General features: G+C 66.4%; 16 protein-coding genes. 9 read left to right on the top strand and 7 right to left on the bottom strand.

Translation table 11 applies throughout. From position 1 onward, the window contains the following. Positions 1 to 74: 74 nt before the first annotated feature. From argH to lysA, 3 genes are all read left to right on the top strand, one after another. Positions 75 to 1,472: an argininosuccinate lyase gene (gene argH / locus N2605_RS31760; RefSeq protein WP_225128567.1), complete on the top strand. Its 1,398-nt coding sequence runs from the start codon at positions 75 to 77 to the stop codon at positions 1,470 to 1,472. 94 nt (positions 1,473 to 1,566) lie between these two features. Beyond that, positions 1,567 to 1,860: an LPS translocon maturation chaperone LptM gene (gene lptM / locus N2605_RS31755; RefSeq protein ID WP_035996882.1), complete on the top strand. Its 294-nt coding sequence runs from the start codon at positions 1,567 to 1,569 to the stop codon at positions 1,858 to 1,860. 23 nt (positions 1,861 to 1,883) lie between these two features. Continuing rightward, positions 1,884 to 3,149 carry a diaminopimelate decarboxylase gene (lysA, locus tag N2605_RS31750; RefSeq protein WP_035996848.1) on the top strand — a complete coding sequence of 422 codons (1,266 nt, stop codon included), beginning with the start codon at positions 1,884 to 1,886 and terminating at the stop codon, positions 3,147 to 3,149. A gap of 130 nt (positions 3,150 to 3,279) precedes the next feature. On the opposite strand, the gene N2605_RS31745 is transcribed toward lysA, so the two are convergent. Both N2605_RS31745 and N2605_RS31740 read right to left on the bottom strand, forming a co-directional pair. Continuing rightward, positions 3,280 to 4,170, bottom strand: coding sequence for an NAD(P)-dependent oxidoreductase (locus N2605_RS31745; protein WP_225147394.1), 891 nt, complete (start codon positions 4,168 to 4,170; stop codon positions 3,280 to 3,282). A 221-nt stretch (positions 4,171 to 4,391) separates the two neighbouring features. After that, positions 4,392 to 4,775, bottom strand: coding sequence for a carboxymuconolactone decarboxylase family protein (locus tag N2605_RS31740; protein WP_028134137.1), 384 nt, complete (start codon positions 4,773 to 4,775; stop codon positions 4,392 to 4,394). Between the two features lie 169 nt (positions 4,776 to 4,944). Here N2605_RS31740 and N2605_RS31735 point away from each other — a divergent pair, with 169 nt between their 5' ends. Then, the gene (locus N2605_RS31735; RefSeq protein ID WP_260344854.1) at positions 4,945 to 7,593 is read left to right on the top strand and encodes a TIGR02302 family protein; all 2,649 of its coding nucleotides are present in this window, start codon (positions 4,945 to 4,947) and stop codon (positions 7,591 to 7,593) included. Between the two features lie 202 nt (positions 7,594 to 7,795). Here N2605_RS31735 and N2605_RS31730 read toward each other — a convergent pair whose 3' ends face one another. Together N2605_RS31730 and N2605_RS31725 are read right to left on the bottom strand one after the other, a co-directional pair. Continuing rightward, positions 7,796 to 8,170, bottom strand: coding sequence for a response regulator (locus N2605_RS31730; RefSeq protein WP_035996894.1), 375 nt, complete (start codon positions 8,168 to 8,170; stop codon positions 7,796 to 7,798). A gap of 37 nt (positions 8,171 to 8,207) precedes the next feature. After that, on the bottom strand, positions 8,208 to 9,086 hold the full coding sequence (locus N2605_RS31725; RefSeq protein ID WP_035996896.1) for an MJ0042-type zinc finger domain-containing protein: 879 nt from the start codon (positions 9,084 to 9,086) through the stop codon (positions 8,208 to 8,210). 180 nt (positions 9,087 to 9,266) lie between these two features. Here N2605_RS31725 and ftsE point away from each other — a divergent pair, with 180 nt between their 5' ends. The 4 genes from ftsE (at position 9,267) to N2605_RS31705 (ending at position 12,656) form a co-directional block, all read left to right on the top strand. Next, positions 9,267 to 9,926 (top strand): cell division ATP-binding protein FtsE, encoded by a 660-nt coding sequence (gene ftsE / locus N2605_RS31720; RefSeq protein WP_260344852.1) that lies wholly within the window; start codon positions 9,267 to 9,269, stop codon positions 9,924 to 9,926. Continuing rightward, positions 9,919 to 10,887: a cell division protein FtsX gene (locus N2605_RS31715; protein ID WP_260344851.1), complete on the top strand. Its 969-nt coding sequence runs from the start codon at positions 9,919 to 9,921 to the stop codon at positions 10,885 to 10,887. Before ftsE ends, N2605_RS31715 begins: the two co-directional genes overlap by 8 nt. A 282-nt stretch (positions 10,888 to 11,169) precedes the next feature. Beyond that, positions 11,170 to 11,874 carry a YdcF family protein gene (locus N2605_RS31710; protein ID WP_035996919.1) on the top strand — a complete coding sequence of 235 codons (705 nt, stop codon included), beginning with the start codon at positions 11,170 to 11,172 and terminating at the stop codon, positions 11,872 to 11,874. An 11-nt stretch (positions 11,875 to 11,885) separates the two neighbouring features. Further along, on the top strand, positions 11,886 to 12,656 hold the full coding sequence (locus tag N2605_RS31705) for a lysophospholipid acyltransferase family protein (RefSeq protein WP_035996922.1): 771 nt from the start codon (positions 11,886 to 11,888) through the stop codon (positions 12,654 to 12,656). A gap of 72 nt (positions 12,657 to 12,728) precedes the next feature. Here N2605_RS31705 and N2605_RS31700 read toward each other — a convergent pair whose 3' ends face one another. Then, positions 12,729 to 13,340: a gamma-glutamylcyclotransferase gene (locus N2605_RS31700; RefSeq protein WP_109142250.1), complete on the bottom strand. Its 612-nt coding sequence runs from the start codon at positions 13,338 to 13,340 to the stop codon at positions 12,729 to 12,731. 110 nt (positions 13,341 to 13,450) lie between these two features. Here N2605_RS31700 and N2605_RS31695 point away from each other — a divergent pair, with 110 nt between their 5' ends. Continuing rightward, positions 13,451 to 14,635, top strand: coding sequence for a DUF2125 domain-containing protein (locus tag N2605_RS31695; RefSeq protein ID WP_225128578.1), 1,185 nt, complete (start codon positions 13,451 to 13,453; stop codon positions 14,633 to 14,635). Positions 14,636 to 14,754: 119 nt separating this feature from the next. On the opposite strand, the gene N2605_RS31690 is transcribed toward N2605_RS31695, so the two are convergent. Both N2605_RS31690 and hisC read right to left on the bottom strand, forming a co-directional pair. After that, the gene (locus N2605_RS31690) at positions 14,755 to 15,690 is read right to left on the bottom strand and encodes a prephenate/arogenate dehydrogenase family protein (protein WP_109142252.1); all 936 of its coding nucleotides are present in this window, start codon (positions 15,688 to 15,690) and stop codon (positions 14,755 to 14,757) included. Then, positions 15,687 to 16,784, bottom strand: coding sequence for a histidinol-phosphate transaminase (hisC, locus tag N2605_RS31685; protein ID WP_225152203.1), 1,098 nt, complete (start codon positions 16,782 to 16,784; stop codon positions 15,687 to 15,689). Before hisC ends, N2605_RS31690 begins: the two co-directional genes overlap by 4 nt. Positions 16,785 to 16,808: the final 24 nt, after the last annotated feature.

Genomic DNA, 16,808 nt, shown 5'->3' with positions numbered 1-16,808 from the left:
GGCTATCAGGGGCCTCTTAATACGGCTGGCCGCGGCCAGCAAACGTGCGGCAAATCAGGCGTGAGCAGGGGATCATGAGCAACAAGATGTGGGGCGGCCGGTTCTCGGAACGCCCCGACGAGATCATGGAAGAGATCAACGTCTCCATCGACGTCGATCGTCACCTCTTCGCCCAGGACATTGCCGCGTCCAAGGCCCACGCCGCGATGTTGGCCAATCAGGGCATCATCACGGCTTCTGATGCGAAAAATATCGGCAAGGGTCTAGACACAATCCTGTCAGAGATCGGCAAGGGCGGCTTCGAATTCAAGCGCGCGCTCGAGGACATCCATATGAATGTCGAGAGCCGCCTGTCGGAGCTGATCGGCCCGGCCGCCGGAAGGCTGCACACCGCGCGTTCGCGCAACGACCAGGTCGCCACCGACTTCCGTCTGTTCGTCCGCGACGTCATCGACGAGACCGATGCCGCGCTCGCCGCGTTCCAGCAGGCCCTGGTGGACCGCGCGCTGGAGCACGCCGCAACCGTGATGCCCGGCTTCACGCATCTGCAAACGGCGCAGCCCGTCACGTTCGGCCATCACCTGCTGGCTTATGTCGAGATGGCGGCGCGCGACCGCGGCCGCTTCCAGGACGCCCGCAAGCGCCTGAACGAATCGCCGCTGGGCGCGGCTGCGCTCGCCGGCACCTCGTTCCCGATCGACCGCCATGCCACCGCGAAGGCGCTCCTGTTCGACCGCCCGATGGCGAACTCGCTCGATGCCGTCTCCGACCGCGATTTCGTGCTGGAGACGCTGTCGGCCGCCTCGATCTGCGCCGTGCACATGTCGCGCTTTGCCGAGGAGATCGTGATCTGGACCTCGCCGCTGGTCGGCATGATCCGGCTCAGCGACAAGTTCACCACGGGATCCTCGATCATGCCGCAGAAGCGCAACCCGGATGCCGCCGAGCTGGTGCGCGCCAAGACCGGCCGCGTCATCGGCGCGCTCAACGGCCTCCTGATCGTCATGAAGGGCCTGCCGCTCGCCTATCAAAAGGACATGCAGGAGGACAAGCAGGGCGCCATGGAGGGTTTTGCCGCGCTGTCGCTGGCAATCCGCGCCATGACCGGCATGGTCCGTGATCTCGTTCCGGACGAAGCCAAGATGAAGGCGGCCGCGGGCGAGGGCTATGCCACGGCGACCGACCTCGCCGACTGGCTGGTGCGGACGCTGAAGATGCCGTTCCGCGAGGCGCACCACGTCACGGGCCGCATCGTCGCCAAGGCCGCCGAGGGGGGCGTCGCGCTGCACGAGCTGCCGCTCAAGGAAATGCAGGCGATCGAGCCCAAAATCACCAAGGACGTGCTCGGCGTGCTGTCGGTCGAATCGTCGGTGAAGAGCCGCACCAGCTTTGGCGGCACCGCGCCGAAGAACGTGGCGTCCCAGGCCAAGGCCTGGGCGAAGCGGCTGGAAAAAGAGCGAAAATTGGGCTGAGGGCAAAATTTCGCTTATGTTTCATGGTCATCCGGCTCTCGCCAGAACGCGCCAATCTCTGTATGGTGCGCCGCGCGTAGTGGGGATTTTCGTCGTGACGTCAAAGTTTCGCCCGGCCGGCTCGGGGTGGGCCATCATTGTCTTGAGCCTGACGGCGCTCGCGCTTGCAGGTTGCGGCCGCAAGGGCCCGCTGGATCTGCCGCCGACCGCCTCCAACGCCCCCGCAGCCACCGGCGCCGCACCCGTCGAGCCCGAGACCGCGGCCCAGAAGGCGCCGAGCCTGTTCGAACCCACGGCCAGCGCGGATGCCGCGCCCGCGGCGGCCAAGGGCCGGAAGAAATCGTTTATTCTCGACCCGCTCCTGGACGAACCTCCCGGCAAGAAATAAGCCGGGACAACCGAGCCTGCGCCATGAACCATTTCGACTATCGCAACGGCGTGCTGCACGCCGAGGCGGTGAACCTGTCCGAGCTGGCCGCCACCGTCGGCACGCCGTTCTACTGCTATTCGACCGCAACGCTGGAGCGGCATTACCGCGTCTTCACCGAGGCCTTTGCCGGCGAGAAGGTGCTGGTCTGCTACGCCATGAAGGCGAACTCCAACCAGTCGGTGCTGCGGACGCTGGCCAAGCTCGGCGCCGGCGCCGACGTGGTTTCGGGCGGCGAGCTGAAGCGCGCTTTGGCCGCCGGCATTCCCGCCAGCAAGATCGTCTTCTCCGGCGTCGGCAAGACCGAGGCAGAGCTGCGCGCGGCGCTCGCCGCCGACATCCTCTGCCTCAACGTCGAATCCGAGCCGGAACTCGAACTACTGTCGCGCCTGGCGACCGAGATGGGCAAGACCGCGCGCATCTCGCTCCGCGTCAATCCCGACGTCGATGCCGGCACGCACGCAAAGATCTCCACCGGCAAGTCCGAGAACAAGTTCGGCATCCCGATCGTGCATGCCCGCGAGGTCTATGCGCGCGCGGCGAAGCTGCCCGGAATCAAGGTGACCGGCACCGACGTGCATATCGGCAGCCAGATCACCGACCTGTCCGGCATGGAGACCGCGTTCCGCATCCTCTCCGAATTCGTGCAGACGCTTCGGGCGGACGGCCACGACATCAGCCACGTCGATTTCGGCGGCGGTCTCGGCATCCCCTATTACATGGATCGCGAGGCGCCGCCGGCGCCCGCCGCCTATGCCGCCATGGTCAGGCGCGTCAGCCACAATCTCGGCTGCACGCTGATGTTCGAGCCGGGCCGCATGATCGTCGGCAATGCCGGCATCCTGGTCGCCAAGGTGATCTATGTGAAGCACGGCGACGGCAAGAATTTCGTCATCATCGACGCGGCCATGAACGACCTGATCCGCCCGACACTGTACGAGGCGCATCACGACATCCTGGCGGTGAAGCAGCCGGCCAAGGGCGCCGCCACCATCAAGGCCGATGTCGTCGGCCCGGTCTGCGAGACCGGCGATTATCTCGCCCTCGACCGCACGCTGCCGACGCCCGCGCCCGGCGATCTCCTCGCCATCATGACCGCCGGTGCCTATGGCGCCGTGCAGGCCGGCACCTACAACACCCGGCCGCTGGTGCCCGAGGTGCTGGTGAAGGGCGACCAATACGCCGTGGTGCGCCCGCGCATCGAGGTGGAGCAGCTCATTGCAATGGACACGCCGGCGCCGTGGCTGTGAGGCCGCTACCAAAACCTGCAAAACAACCCCATGCACAGTAGACCGGGGTTTCGGAATGATGCGTGGCCGTCGGGCAAAACCGCTTGAACTGTCGAGCAGATTCAGCACGACCGCGCTATTTCGCTGAACGTCAGTTTTTTCCGCCTACGATCACACCCGCTTTCTTCTCGATCGGCTTGATGGCCGCGGTGAAATCGGACTCGGCGCCTTCTGCGCGGATCACGGTCTCCCACAGCCGCCCGACCGCGTCGGCGACCTCCATCGACAGGCCGAGCTGCGTCATCTCCTCCAGTGCCAGCCGCACGTCCTTCACCATCAATCCCGTGGCGAAGCCGAAGTCGAAGGTGCGCGGCAGCACCGCGCGCGGAAACTTGTCGCGGCTCGCGGTGTTCATGCCCGAGCCCGCATTGATGACGTCGATCATCACGGCGGGATCGAGCCCGGCCTTCACGCCCATCACCACGGCTTCCGACGTCGCCACGATCGCGGTGGCCGACAGGAAATTGTTGGCGAGCTTCATGGTCTGCGCCGCGCCCGGCTTCTCGCCGATGAAGAACACCTTTCCGATCACCTCGAGCGCAGGCTTGAGCAGCGCGAACTCGGCTTTCGGGCCTGACACCATCACGGCAAGCGTGCCCTTCTCGGCGCCGCCAACGCCGCCGGAGACGGGACAGTCGATCTGCACGATGCCGCGCTCTTTGAGCAGCCCGTGAATCTTCGCGGCCATCGCCGAGCCGACGGTTGAGAGATCGACGAAACGTTTGGCACGCGTGCCCTCGATCACGCCGCCAGCGCCGGTGGCAACGTCCAGGGAAGCCTGCAGCGAGGGCAGGCTCGCCATCACGGTCTCGACCTGGTCAGCGACGTCCTTCGGCGACGACGCGGCAGTGGCACCGCGCGCGACTAGCTTGTCCATGACCTCCTTGCGCGTGTCGAATACGACGAGCCTGTGCCCCGCCTCGATCAACCGCCGCGCCATCGGGAAACCCATGTTTCCGAGCCCGATGAATCCGATGTCCATGGTGTTTCCCTTTGGTTGTTGTTGAAAACGCGCACACCGATGTCGTCCCGGACAAGCGCGCCCTAAAGCGCGCGCCGGTCCGGGACCCATAACCACAACAAGGAGGAATCGTCCCGCAAAGGCGCCGCTCCGAGTCGTCGTAGCAACATCGTCCTGTGGCTATGGGTCCCGGGCTCGCGCTTCGCGCGCCCCGGGACGACAGTTGAGATTGGCGCTGGGTCTCACGCCTTCCCGTCGATCTCTGCGAACACCTCGCGCGCGATGCGGAAGCTGTCGACCGCGGCGGGCATGCCGCCATAGATCGCGACCTGCATCAGGATCTCGCGGATCTCCTCGCGGGTGACGCCGTTGGTCAGCGCGCCCTTCAGGTGCGCGCGAAACTCGTGCTGACGGTTGAGGATCGCGATCATGGCGATGTTGAGCATGCTGCGGGTCTTGCGCGGCAGCTCCTCGCGGCCCCACACCGTGCCCCAGCAATATTCGTTGAGCATCTCCTGGAACGGGCGGTTGAAATCGTCGACGTTCTTCAGGGCGTTGTTGACATAGGCCTCGCCCAGCACAGCTTTGCGGACTTCCAGGCCCTTGTCGTGCATCTTCTTGTCCATGGCGTTTCCTTCGTTTCCCTCGAGATTGGCGCGCGGAAATTACGGGGTTGCACCCGGCCAGTCACGTCCTCGTGTTATGCGGGAAAAGGAGGCGCTCCCGTACGGGAACGGATGCCTCAGTGCTGCCGTTGTGATAGGCTCTGCTCTACCGGGCAACCTGGAGAGTTGATTGAACGGCGTCCCCCCCGAGCCGTCAGACCCGATCCGCAACGGCGATGCGCTGTCGCGGCTGAAGCTGGCGCAGGCCCTTGATCGGGCAACTTATGCCATCGCGTGGGAGCGTGCCTGGCCCAATGCGGCGCGCCTTCTGACCGTCGTCGGCCTGTTCCTGGTGGTGTCCTGGGCCGGCCTCTGGCTGGCGCTGCCGTTCACGGCCAGGGCCGTCGGTCTCGCCCTCTTCGCCGCGATCGCGGCGGCCGCCCTGTTCCCGCTGATTCGCTTCCGCTGGCCGAGCCGCGAGGAAGCGCTGGCTCGGCTCGACCGTGGCTCCGGCATCCGGCACCGCCCGGCCACCGCGCTCACGGACACGCTGACCTCACAGGACCCGGTCGCGCAGGCGCTGTGGCAGGCGCAGCGCGAGCGCACGCTCGCCTCCATCAAGCGCATCCGCGCCGGTGTGCCGCAGCCCCGGCTCGCGCTTCACGACCCCTGGGCGCTGCGTGCCCTCGTGATGGTGATGCTGGTCGCGACCTTCTTTGCCGCGGGTGACGAGCGTGCGATGCGCCTTGGCGCCGCCTTCGACTGGAACGGGGTGCTGGCGCCGGCCAATGTTCGCGTCGATGCCTGGGTCACGCCGCCGCTCTACACCGGCAGGCCGCCGGTCATCCTGTCGGCCGCCAACAAGGAAGCCGCGGCGCTGCCCGCCGGCGGCCCGCTTGCCGTTCCCGCCGGCTCGACCCTGATCGTGCGCTCTTCCGGCGGCAATTTGGATGTCGCCGTCTCCGGCGGCCTCAAGGAGGTCGCCCCGGCCGAAGCCAGCCCCAAGGGGACCAACGAAAGGCATTTCGCGATTTCCGGCGACGGCACCGCGCATGTCCGGGCGCCCTCCGGCCAGCCGCAATGGGCCTTCGCCGCCACGCCGGATCGTCCGCCGACGATCGCGCTCGCGAAGGACCCGGAGCGCCAGGCGCGCGGCGCGCTCCAGCTCTCCTACAAGATCGAGGACGATTACGGCGTCACCGGCGCCGAGGCGAAATTCGCCCCGCGGCCGACCGACGCCAAAGATGGTGCCAAGGATGGTCCGAAGGCCGCCGCCGGTGATGGCGACAGCAGGACGGCGCCGCGGCCGCTGTTCCAGCCGCCGAAATTCCCGCTCGCCCTGCCGAATGCGCGCACCCGCAACGGCGTCGGGCAATCCGTGAAGGATCTCAGCGAGGATCCCTATGCCGGCGCCGAGGTCACGCTGACGCTCACGGCCAAGGACGAGGCCGGCAACGAGGCCGCCAGCGAGCCGTTCAACATGCGCCTGCCCGAGCGGCTCTTCACCAAGCCGCTGGCCCGTGCATTGATCGAGCAGCGCCGCATCCTCGCGCTCGACGCCAACAAGAATTCGGACGTCTATGCCGCGCTCGACGGGCTGATGATCGCGCCCGAGATGTTCACGCCGGAGCCGGGACAATATCTCGGCCTGCACAGCGTGGCCCGGCAGCTCGAAGCGGCGCGTACCGACGATGCCTTGCGCGAGGTCGTGGCGAGCCTGTGGGCGCTTGCGGTGACGATCGAGGACGGCAAGATCTCCGACGTCGAGAAGGCGTTGCGCGCGGCCCAGGAGGCGCTGAAGCAGGCGCTGGAGCGCGGCGCAAGCGACGAGGAGATCAAGAAGCTCACGCAGGATCTGCGTCAGGCGCTGAACGATTTCATGCGCCAGCTCGCCGAGCAGTTCCGCAACAACAATGACCCGCAGCAGCTGGCGCGGCCGCTCGATCCGAACACCAAGGTCCTGCGCCAGCAGGATCTGCAGAACATGATCGACCGGATGGAGCGCCTGTCGCGCTCCGGCGACAAGGATGCCGCCAAGCAATTGCTCGACCAGCTCCAGCAGATGCTGGAAGGCCTGCAGATGGCGCAGCCGGGACAGTCCGGCGAGAGCGAGATGGAGCAGGCGCTCAATGAGCTCGGCGACATGATCCGCAAGCAGCAGCAATTGCGCGACAAGACGTTCAAGCAGGGCCAGGATTCCCGGCGCGACCGCTCGCGCGGCAAGCAGCAGCAGGGCGATCAGTCCATGTCGGAGCTGCAGCAGGACCAGCAGGGACTGCGCGACCGCCTGAAGAAGCTGCAGGACGAGCTTGCCAAGCGCGGCCTCACCCAGAAGGGGCAGAAGGGTCAGCAGGGCCAGCAGGGCCAGAAGGGTCAGCAAGGCGAGCAGGGCCAGCCCGGCCAGAACGGCGATCAGGATGGCGACCAGGGCGATGACGGCAGCCTGGATGCAGCCGACGGTGCCATGGGCGATGCCGGATCAAAGCTCGGCGAGGGTAATGCCGACGGCGCCGTGGACTCGCAGGGCAAGGCACTCGACGCCATGCGCAAGGGTGCGCAGAAGATGGCCGAGGCGATGCAGCAGGGCGATGGCGACGGCCAGGGCGACGGCCCCGGCCAGCGTGCCGGCCGGCAGCAGAGCGGCGGCAACCAGACCGATCCGCTCGGCCGGCCGCTGCATGGGCGCGAATATGGCGACGATTACACGGTCAAGATTCCCGGCGAGATCGACACGCAGCGTGTCCGCCGCATTCTCGAAGAGCTCCGCCGCCGTCTCGGCGATCCCTCGCGGCCGCAGATCGAGCTCGATTATCTCGAGCGGCTGCTGAAGGAGTTTTGAGGGACGGCTCAGGTCTCGTAGCCCGGATGAGCGCAGCGACATCCGGGGCATTGTTCCCGCATATCGCTGAGCTGATGCGGGCTACGATCGCGCCACAGTTTGCGTCATAGCGAGCGCAGCGAAGCAATCCAGAGCCTTTCCGCAACGGCAGTCTGGATTGCTTCGCTGCGCTCGCAATGACGATGTGGGGATACCGCCGACGCTAGCCCTTCTTCGCCGCCAGCGCATCGGCGACCGCCGTGCGGATATCGGCGACCGAGAACGGCTTGGTCACGACGTCATGCACCAGCGCGTTCAGGTTCGAGGCGCGCTCGCGCTGGTCGGCAAAGCCGGTCATCAGCAGGATGGTCAGGTCGGGAAAATCGCGCGCCGCGGAGAGCGCCAGCGCGATGCCGTCCATCACCGGCATCTGGATGTCGGTGAGCAACAGGTCGAAGGCGCCATCCTCGCGGGTCAGGATCTCCAGCGCCTCTGCGCCGTCCTGGGCGGTGACGGTCTCGTGGCCGTCCATGGCAATGGCGCGCGCCACCAGCGCGCGCATCGAATCCTCGTCGTCGGCAATCAAGATCTTCGGCATGAGACGAACCTTGGTATCAACCTCCCCTGGGGGGCGATTATACGCTGCCGCCGGCAATGTCGCGCCGGTTGAAGAAACGAACGTCGATGTTGCGGCCTTCCGGCGGCGGTGAGGCCAGGCGCGAGCGGAAGAAGGCGCGCTCACCTGGCCGCAGCACGGTCTGCTCCAGCACCGCATTCCAGGCATAGATCTCCGCGCCCTGGGCGTCGCGCACGGCAAAACGCAGCCGCGGAATGTCGAGCGGCTTCTTGCCCTCGCCGACGATGACGCCCTCGATCACCAACACCTGTTTACCGTCCACGGTCTCGCTGGAGAGCTTGACGTCCTTGAAGGCGAGACCCCGCAAGTTCACCTCGAGCCCGACCATCTTGTAGAACGCTGCCGTCTGCGGCAGCAGCCTCACCACGTCGCCGCGCCAGAGCACCAGTGCCAGCACCAGCGCGCCCATCGCGGCGCAGGCGGTCGGCAGGCCAAGATAGGATTTGCGCGGAGCTGTGGTGGCGACCGGGCGGCTCACCCGCGCGCCGCGGCGGGGGAACAGGCTGCGGAACCAGGACTGGTGTTGCGCGCCGGCGGCCTCCTCTTCGGCCTGCCGGGCCGCTGCCGACCATTCGTCCTCGGTCTCGCGGGTCTCCTCATCCGGCCAGTCGCTGGCGATCGAGGGACTATCGACGACCGGCGTATCAGTGGCGCCGTCGTCCTTGGCATAGGAGTTCCATTGTTCGGCGAGGTCGGACTGGTCGTCGGCTCGGCTGGCCGCGGCCATGGCCGGAACGGACGCCTCCTCGATGGCATCCTCGGCGTGGGCGATCCAGGTCTCCTTGCAGCGGGAGCAGCGGACCGCCCGCCCGTTCGCCCCAAGGCTCGCGAGCTTGATGGCGTAGGATGTCATACAATGGGGGCAGACGATATGCATGGACGAGCCTTGATGCATGAACGAAGGTCTTGACGATGCCACGGTCGCGGAGACCGGGCGCCCCTTATGCTACTGGGCGACCGTTAACGAACCGGAAACCATAACGGCGGCAAAACCCGTTGATCGCGTATGGCGGACCGCCGCAATGCGGCCCGCGCCCCCTCTCGAACGGAGCTGAGCTTGGTTCGGTTCGAAAATGTCGGATTGCGTTACGGTCTGGGGCCGGAGATTTTGCGCGACCTCACCTTCCAGATCCCCGCGCATTCCTTCCAGTTTCTCACCGGGCCGTCAGGTGCCGGCAAGACGTCCCTGCTGCGCCTGTTGTTCCTGTCGCATCGACCGACGCGGGGCCTCGTCAACCTGTTCGGCCACGACATCTCGCAGCTCGGCAAGGACGAGATCGCAGACCTGCGCAAGCGCATCGGCATCGTGCTACAGGATTTCCGCCTGCTCGATCACATGACGACCTATGAGAACGTCGCGCTGCCGTTCCGCGTCATGGGCCGCAGCGAGTCGAGCTACCGCAAGGAGGTGATCGATCTGTTGCGCTGGGTCGGCCTCGGCGACCGCATGGACGCGCTGCCGCCGATCCTGTCAGGCGGCGAGAAGCAGCGCGCCGCGATCGCGCGCGCCGTGATCTCGCGGCCGCAGCTGCTGCTCGCGGACGAGCCGACCGGCAGCGTCGATCCGACGCTCGGCCGCCGCCTGCTGCGACTCTTCATCGAGCTCAACAAATCAGGCACCGCCGTCATCATCGCCACCCACGACGTCGGCCTGATGGACCAGTACGAGGCGCGGCGCCTGGTGCTGCACCAGGGACGGCTGCACGTCTATGAGTAGGCTGGACGAGCGCGGCGTGCTGGTCGATCTCGGGCAGGAGCGTCCGCAGCTTCCGGCCAAGGCGCGCAACATGTCGCCGATCGTGCCGCGCGCCTCGATCCACGGCAGAGCGCTGCTCGCGGTGGTCGCCATCATGACGTTCCTCGCCTCGATGGCCACGGGCACGGTGCTGCTGGTGAGTGCCTCCGCCGCCGAATGGCAATCGGATGTCGCGAGCGAAATCACCATCCAGATTCGTCCGCAGGCCGGCCGCGATCTCGAGCGCGACACCGCCGCCGTGGCGGAAGCGATGCGCACGCAAGCCGGTATCGTCGAGGTCAAGCCGTTCACCAGGGACGAGAGCGGCAAGCTGCTCGAGCCCTGGCTCGGCACCGGCCTGTCGATGGACGATCTGCCGGTGCCGCGCATGATCATCGCGCGCGTGCAGCCGGGCACGCCGCTCGATCTCGGCGCCTTGCGCGCGCGCGTGGCGCAGGTCGCCCCTAGCGCCAGCGTCGACGATCACCGCGCCTGGATCGAGCGCATGCGCCTGATGACGAACGCCACCGTGCTGGCCGGCCTCGGCATCCTCGCGCTCGTCATCGTCGCAACCATCATCTCGGTGTCGTTCGCGACGCGCGGCGCAATGGCGGCGAACCGTCCGATCGTCGAGGTGCTGCATTTCGTTGGCGCCGGCGACCGCTACATCGCCAACCACTTCCTGCGTCATTTCCTCAGGCTGGGCCTGGAGGGCGGCGTGATCGGCGGCGGTGCCGCCATGCTGATGTTCGGCTTCTCCGAGTCCATCGCAGGCTGGTTTTCCGGGACTCCCGTCGGCGACCAGTTCGCCGCGCTGCTCGGCACCTTCTCGCTGCGCCCTTCCGGCTACATCGTGCTCGCGGTTCAGGCCGTCCTGATCGGCGCCATTACCGCAGTCGCCTCGCGCCAAACGCTGTTCGCGACATTGAATGATGTTGATTGAGTTTCTTTTCTTCCCTTCTCCCCTTGTGGGAGAAGGTGGCGCGAAGCGCCGGAGGAGGGGTTCTGTCCACGCGTACAGATGTCGAGGTGAATGCGCGGAGAGAACCCCTCACCCGTCTCGCCGCTTTCGCCATAGCCGATGCAAAGCATCGGCATTCTTAAGAACGGCGGCCGGCGGCCGCCTATGCGACCCTCTCCCACAAGGGGAGAGGGTGAAGAAACCGGACTCCACTTCGCCTCAAAACGTCATAAAATCAGATCGGGAAGGGATCACCGACATCGCATGAGCTCGCCGACCGACGATCGATCGCCGAAACTGCCGCGCGGCTGGCTGCGCGCGGCAATCGTGTCGACGATCGCGCTCGCCTTCGTCGGCGCGGCGGCGGGCTTCATTGCGTTCCTGGCGCAATTGCGCGGGGCCGAGAAAGTACCCGATCGCAAGGCGGACGGCATCGTGGTCCTGACCGGCGGCTCCTCGCGGGTATCGGACGCGATGGAGCTGCTGGCTGCCGGCTACGGCAGGCGGCTCCTGATTTCCGGCGTGCATCCGACCTCGACGGCGAACGACATCTCCCGCACCTTGCCGGAGAATCAGTCCTTCATGACCTGTTGCGTCGACCTCGACCGCACCGCGCTCACGACCCGCGGCAACGCGGCGGAGGCGCGGCGCTGGGCCGAGGGACGCCGGTTTACGTCTCTGATCGTGGTCACCTCGAACTATCACATGCCGCGCGCGCTGGTGGAATTCTCGCATGCGATGCCGCGGACGACGCTGATCCCGTTCGCGGTGGTCGGCGAAAAATGGCGCGAGGAGCCGTGGTGGATCTCAGGCTCGACGCTGCGGCTGCTCCTGTCCGAATACGTCAAGTACGTTGCGGCCGAGCTCAGGGTGCGGCTGGAGGATTTCGGGATTGACCTTTGGCCCGAGATGTCGGAGCAGCCTGCAGGTCAGCAACCGAAGCGGCCCGCCACCGCGCAGGCCAATTGATCGGACCATCGATGTTCCTGATTTTCCTGCGATCGCTCGTATTCAACGTGCTGTTCTATGCCGTGTTGGTCTGTCTGGCGATCGTTGCGCTGCCGACCTTTGCATTGCCGCCGCGCGCCATGCTGACGGTGGCGCAATGGTGGGCCAAGGCCACGCTGGTCCTGATGCGCCTGGTATGCAACATCAAGGTGGAATTCCGCGGGGTGGAGAAGATCCCGACAGGACCGCTGCTGATCGTGGCCAAGCATCAGTCGTTCTGGGAGACCTTCGTGCTGCCGGGTTTCTTCAACCGGCCGATCTTCATCCTCAAGCGCCAGCTGATGCAGATCCCGGTGTTCGGTCAGTTCCTGGTCAAGACCGGGATGATCGCGATCGACCGCAATGCCGGCGTGAAGGCGCTGCTCGAGATGACGCGGCGCGCGCGCGAGGCGGTGCGCAGTGGAAAGCAGCTCGTGATCTTTCCGGAAGGCACGCGCCGTGCGCCGGGCGCGCCGCCCGATTACAAGACCGGCTTTGCGCAGATCTATTCCTCCTGCGGCGTGCCGTGCCTGCCGATCGCGCTCAATTCCGGCCTGTTCTGGCCGCGCCGCACCTTCATGCGCTATCCGGGCACGCTGGTGGTCGAGTTTCTCGAACCGTTGCCGCCGGGCCTGCCGAAGGACGAGTTTCTCGCACGCGTGCAAGCGGCGATCGAGGACGCGACCGCCCGGCTCGTCGAAGCAGGACGGAAGGAGCAGGAGCAGTTGATCGGCTCGGCGCCGAGCTACGCGCCGACCGGCTAAAGCGCGATGAGATTGGGATGAATTACGCATGATCTTTTCGGAAAACCGCTTCGCACGTTTCCGGATCATGCTTTAGCGGCTTTCCCGATCCTGGTCCCGAGCCGCCGCGTGCAGGGAATGCGCATCACCGTGCAGCATCAATGCAAGCTGATGCAGCTGCGTGTCGCGAAAGCCTTCGGCCTCGATCGCCTTCACCGTCGCGGTGACGTAGTCGCGGTTGGCGCCGGACTGGCCGTGGCCCTGGACGACATGGCGGTGCTGCTCGGCCAGCGAGAGGCGGCCGGCATATTGCACATGACCGCGGTCGACGACGTAAGCGAGAGCGGCGACGCGCTGGCGTGCATCGTTCTCCAGCCACACCGAGCGCATCACCTCGCGATAGACCGAGGTGACCTGCTCGCGTGCGCGCAAATATGCGACCACTTCGGCACGGTTCTTCTCGGCGACGCGGAAGGCGATGCCGCGGCAGGCGCCGCCGCGGTCTAGTCCGAGCACCAAGCCCGGCTTCTCCGGCGTGCCGCGATGCACGAAGGAATAGACGCAGAGCGCGCGATGCTCGCCGACCAGCCGCGCCGGGACGCGCTCCTCGAAATCGAAGCCCGGCCGCCACATCAGCGAGCCGTAGCCGAACACCCAGAGGTCGCCCTTGGCTGTGGTGACGGAGGGGAGGGTGATTTCGGACATTTCGGGGACGGCTACCAGAACCCTGCGCCCAAGCGAAGCGATTTCTGCGCCTTTCGTCGCAGGCCCGCCCCGCTTACATTTGCCTGAATCTGGCGTCAAAGGGTCGCCGCATGTCCAATATGACCGTTGCCACTGGCCGCCGCTCCCGCTGGGGCCTTTTCATCGCCCCCGTTCTCGTCCTGGTCCTCGCCGTCGGCTGGACCTGCTTCTGGTTCTATGCGGCGTGGCAGGCCGAAATCGTCGCCGACGCCTGGCGGGCGCAGGAGGCCAAGGCCGGCCGCATCTATGATTGTGCCAAGCGCTCGATCGCCGGCTTCCCGTTCCGCTTCGAGGTCCAGTGCTCCGGCGCCAGCGTCGCCCTGGTCTCGCAGAACGCGAGCAAGACGCCGTTCACGGCCAAGCTCGACAACATCCTGGTCGTGGCCCAGGTCTACGACCCCAAGCGCATCATCGCCGAATTCGCAGCGCCCGCCACGCTGATCGACGGCATTACGCAAAACACCTTCACCGTGAATTGGAGCAAGGGCCGCGCCAGTGTGGCGGGTCTGCCGGCTGTGCCGGATCGCGCTTCCATCGTGTTCGACGACCCCAGCCTCAACCGTCTCGATGGCAGCGTGCAGGTGCCGCTTGCGCGCGCCAAGCAGGTTGAGCTGCACGGGCGCCTTGCCGATGGCTCGCCGGCCGATCATCCGGTGATCGAGACCGTGCTCCATGTCGCGCAGGGCAGCATCCAGGGCGTGCATCCGCTGCTCGCCGAGCCGTTCGAGGCGGACACCCGCGCCAAGATCACCGGCCTCTCCGACCTCACGCCCAAACCGTGGCCGCAGCGCTTCCGCGAGATCCAGGCCGCCGGCGGTCACATCGAGATCGTGCAGTCGCGCATTCAACAGGGCGAGATGATCGCGGTCGCGGCCGGCACGCTCGGCCTGTCGCCCAACGGCCGGCTCGACGGCGAATTGCAGATGACGGTGACCGGCCTCGAGCGCGTGATCCCGGCGCTCGGCATCGAGAAGATGCTGGAGGAGGGCGTACCGCAGGCAACGCTCGATCGCCTCGCGCCCGGCGTGAAGTCGCAGGACCTGAATAATCTGTTCGGCGCGCTCGACCGCGCCGTGCCGGGCCTCGGCAAGGTCATCAAGCAGAACGCCAATGCCGGCGTTGCCGCCGGCATCAATTCGATCGGTACCGAGAGCACGCTGGAAGGCAAGAAAGCGCGGAGCTTCCCGCTGAAATTCGTCGACGGTGCCGTGCTGCTCGGCCCGGTCAAGGTCGGCCAGATCCCGCCGCTGTATTAGTTGGCTCCCGTAGCCCGGATGGAGCGCAGCGCAATCCGGGGTTCTTGATCACAGCTGGCACTGTCCCGGATTACGCTTGTGCTCCATCCGGGCTACGCAGCTTTGTCCGGGCTACAGGCTCACGGCTTCTTCAGCGCGCCATGCTGGCGGCCGAAATCGGGCGCGGCGGAATCCTGGCCGATCTCGACGATGCCGCGGCGGATGGCGCGGGTGCGGGTGAAGTGGTCGAACAGCGCCTCCCCGTCGCCGCGGCGGATCGCGCGGGTGAGTTTGGCGAGATCCTCGGTGAAGGTGCCGAGCATCTCCAGCACGGCCTCCTTGTTGGCGAGGAAGACGTCGCGCCACATCGTCGGATCGGACGCCGCAATGCGGGTGAAATCGCGAAAACCGCCGGCGGAGAATTTGATCACCTCGGATTCCGTCACCTGCGCCAATTCGTCGGCGGTGCCGACGATGGTGTAGGCGATCAGATGCGGCAGGTGGCTGGTGATGGCGAGCACGAGGTCGTGATGATCCGGCGTCATCACCTCGACCTTGGCGCCCATCGCCGCCCAGAACGCGCGCAGGTGATCGGTCGCCGCTGCGTCGCTGCCATCAGGCGGGGTCAGGATGCACCAGCGGTTGATGAAGAGCTCGGCAAAGCCCGAATCCGGGCCGGAATGCTCGGTGCCCGCCACCGGATGCGCCGGCACGAAATGAATGCCGCCCGGCAGATGCGGGGCCATGTCGCGGACCACAGCGCCCTTGACCGAGCCGACGTCGGAGACGATCGCACCCGGCTTGAGATGCGGCGCGATCTCCTGCGCTACGGGTCCGCAGGCGCCGACGGGAATGCAGAGGATGACGAGATCGGCATCCCTCACGGCCTCCGCATTGGTCGCCACCACCTGATCGACGATGCCGAGCTCGGCGACACGCGCGCGTGTCTTCTCCGAGCGTGCGGTGGTGACGATTTCACCGGCAAGCCCCTGGAGCTTCGCAGCGCGGGCGATCGAGCCGCCGATCAGGCCGAAGCCGATCAGCGCCACGCGCTGGAAGTGCGCCTGCGCGCTCATTTGCCGCCCATGAAGTCGCGCAAGCCTTCGACGACGAGGCGGTTGGCCTCCTCGGTGCCGATGGTCATGCGCAGCGCATGCGGCAGGCCGTAATTCTTCAAGCCGCGCAGCACGAGCCCCCGCCTGGTCAGGAAGGCATCGGCGTCATCGGCGGTCCTGCCCTTATCGGTCGGGAAGTGGATCAGCACGAAATTGGCGACGCTCGGCGTCACCTTCAGCCCGAGCTTGCCGATCTCCTCGGTGAGCCAGTTGCGCCAGGTCTCGGTGAACTGCTTCGACATCGCCTGATGCGCGGTATCCTCGATCGCGGCGACCGCGGCATACATCGCCGGCGTCGACACGTTGAAGGGACCGCGGATGCGATTGACCGCGTCGATGACGTGCTCGGGCCCGAACATCCAGCCGATGCGCAGCGCGGCAAGACCGTGGATCTTGGAGAAGGTGTGCGTCACCACCGTGTTCTCGGTGGTGGCGACAAGCTCGATCCCCATCTCATAGTCGTTGCGCGAGACGTAATCGCAATAGGCGGCGTCCAGCACCAGCAGCACGTGCGAGGGCAGGCCGGCGCGCAGCCGCTTGACCTCGTCGAACGGAAGATAGGTGCCGGTCGGGTTGTTGGGGTTGGCGAGCCAGACCAGCTTCGTCTTCGGCGTCACGGCCTTCAGGATGGCGTCGACGTCGGCGGTGAGGTTGGTCTCCTGGGCGATGACGTTCCTGGCGCCGACCGCCATCGTCGCGATCGGGTAGACCAGGAAGCCGTGTGTCGTCGAGATCGCCTCGTCGCCCTGGCTGAGATAGGTGTGCGCGAGCAGATTGAGGATCTCGTCCGAGCCGGCGCCGCAGATGATGCGATTGGGATCGAGCCCGAACGAGCGGCCGATCGCCTCGCGCAGCACGCGCGAGGTGCCTTCCGGATAGTCTTCCAGATGATCTGCCACGCGCTTGAATGCCTCGATCGCCTTGGGCGAGGGCCCGAACGGCGTCTCGTTGGCCGAGAGCTTGAACACCTTGCGGCCCGGCTCTGGCACCGGGCTCTTGCCGGGCGTGTAGGGCGCAATATCGAGAATGCCGGGATTCGGCACGGGGCGGGACATCTTGGACTCCGGATAGGCTGGGCT

It is taken from the genome of Bradyrhizobium yuanmingense (assembly GCF_025200905.1).
Classification (GTDB): domain Bacteria; phylum Pseudomonadota; class Alphaproteobacteria; order Rhizobiales; family Xanthobacteraceae; genus Bradyrhizobium; species Bradyrhizobium yuanmingense.
Note: the sequence above shows the minus strand (reverse complement) of the source record. Positions and strands in the feature narration are given on the sequence as shown.

Coding starts and splice junctions, on each gene's coding strand:
- argH (WP_225128567.1), top strand. CDS start 75: ATGAGCAACAAGATGTGGGGCGGCCGGTTCTCGGAACGCCCCGACGAG.
- lysA (WP_035996848.1), top strand. CDS start 1,884: ATGAACCATTTCGACTATCGCAACGGCGTGCTGCACGCCGAGGCGGTG.
- N2605_RS31745 (WP_225147394.1), bottom strand. CDS start 4,170: ATGGACATCGGATTCATCGGGCTCGGAAACATGGGTTTCCCGATGGCG.
- N2605_RS31740 (WP_028134137.1), bottom strand. CDS start 4,775: ATGGACAAGAAGATGCACGACAAGGGCCTGGAAGTCCGCAAAGCTGTG.
- N2605_RS31730 (WP_035996894.1), bottom strand. CDS start 8,170: ATGCCGAAGATCTTGATTGCCGACGACGAGGATTCGATGCGCGCGCTG.
- N2605_RS31725 (WP_035996896.1), bottom strand. CDS start 9,086: ATGCATATCGTCTGCCCCCATTGTATGACATCCTACGCCATCAAGCTC.
- N2605_RS31715 (WP_260344851.1), top strand. CDS start 9,919: ATGAGTAGGCTGGACGAGCGCGGCGTGCTGGTCGATCTCGGGCAGGAG.
- N2605_RS31710 (WP_035996919.1), top strand. CDS start 11,170: ATGAGCTCGCCGACCGACGATCGATCGCCGAAACTGCCGCGCGGCTGG.
- N2605_RS31705 (WP_035996922.1), top strand. CDS start 11,886: ATGTTCCTGATTTTCCTGCGATCGCTCGTATTCAACGTGCTGTTCTAT.
- N2605_RS31700 (WP_109142250.1), bottom strand. CDS start 13,340: ATGTCCGAAATCACCCTCCCCTCCGTCACCACAGCCAAGGGCGACCTC.
- N2605_RS31695 (WP_225128578.1), top strand. CDS start 13,451: ATGTCCAATATGACCGTTGCCACTGGCCGCCGCTCCCGCTGGGGCCTT.
- N2605_RS31690 (WP_109142252.1), bottom strand. CDS start 15,690: ATGAGCGCGCAGGCGCACTTCCAGCGCGTGGCGCTGATCGGCTTCGGC.
- hisC (WP_225152203.1), bottom strand. CDS start 16,784: ATGTCCCGCCCCGTGCCGAATCCCGGCATTCTCGATATTGCGCCCTAC.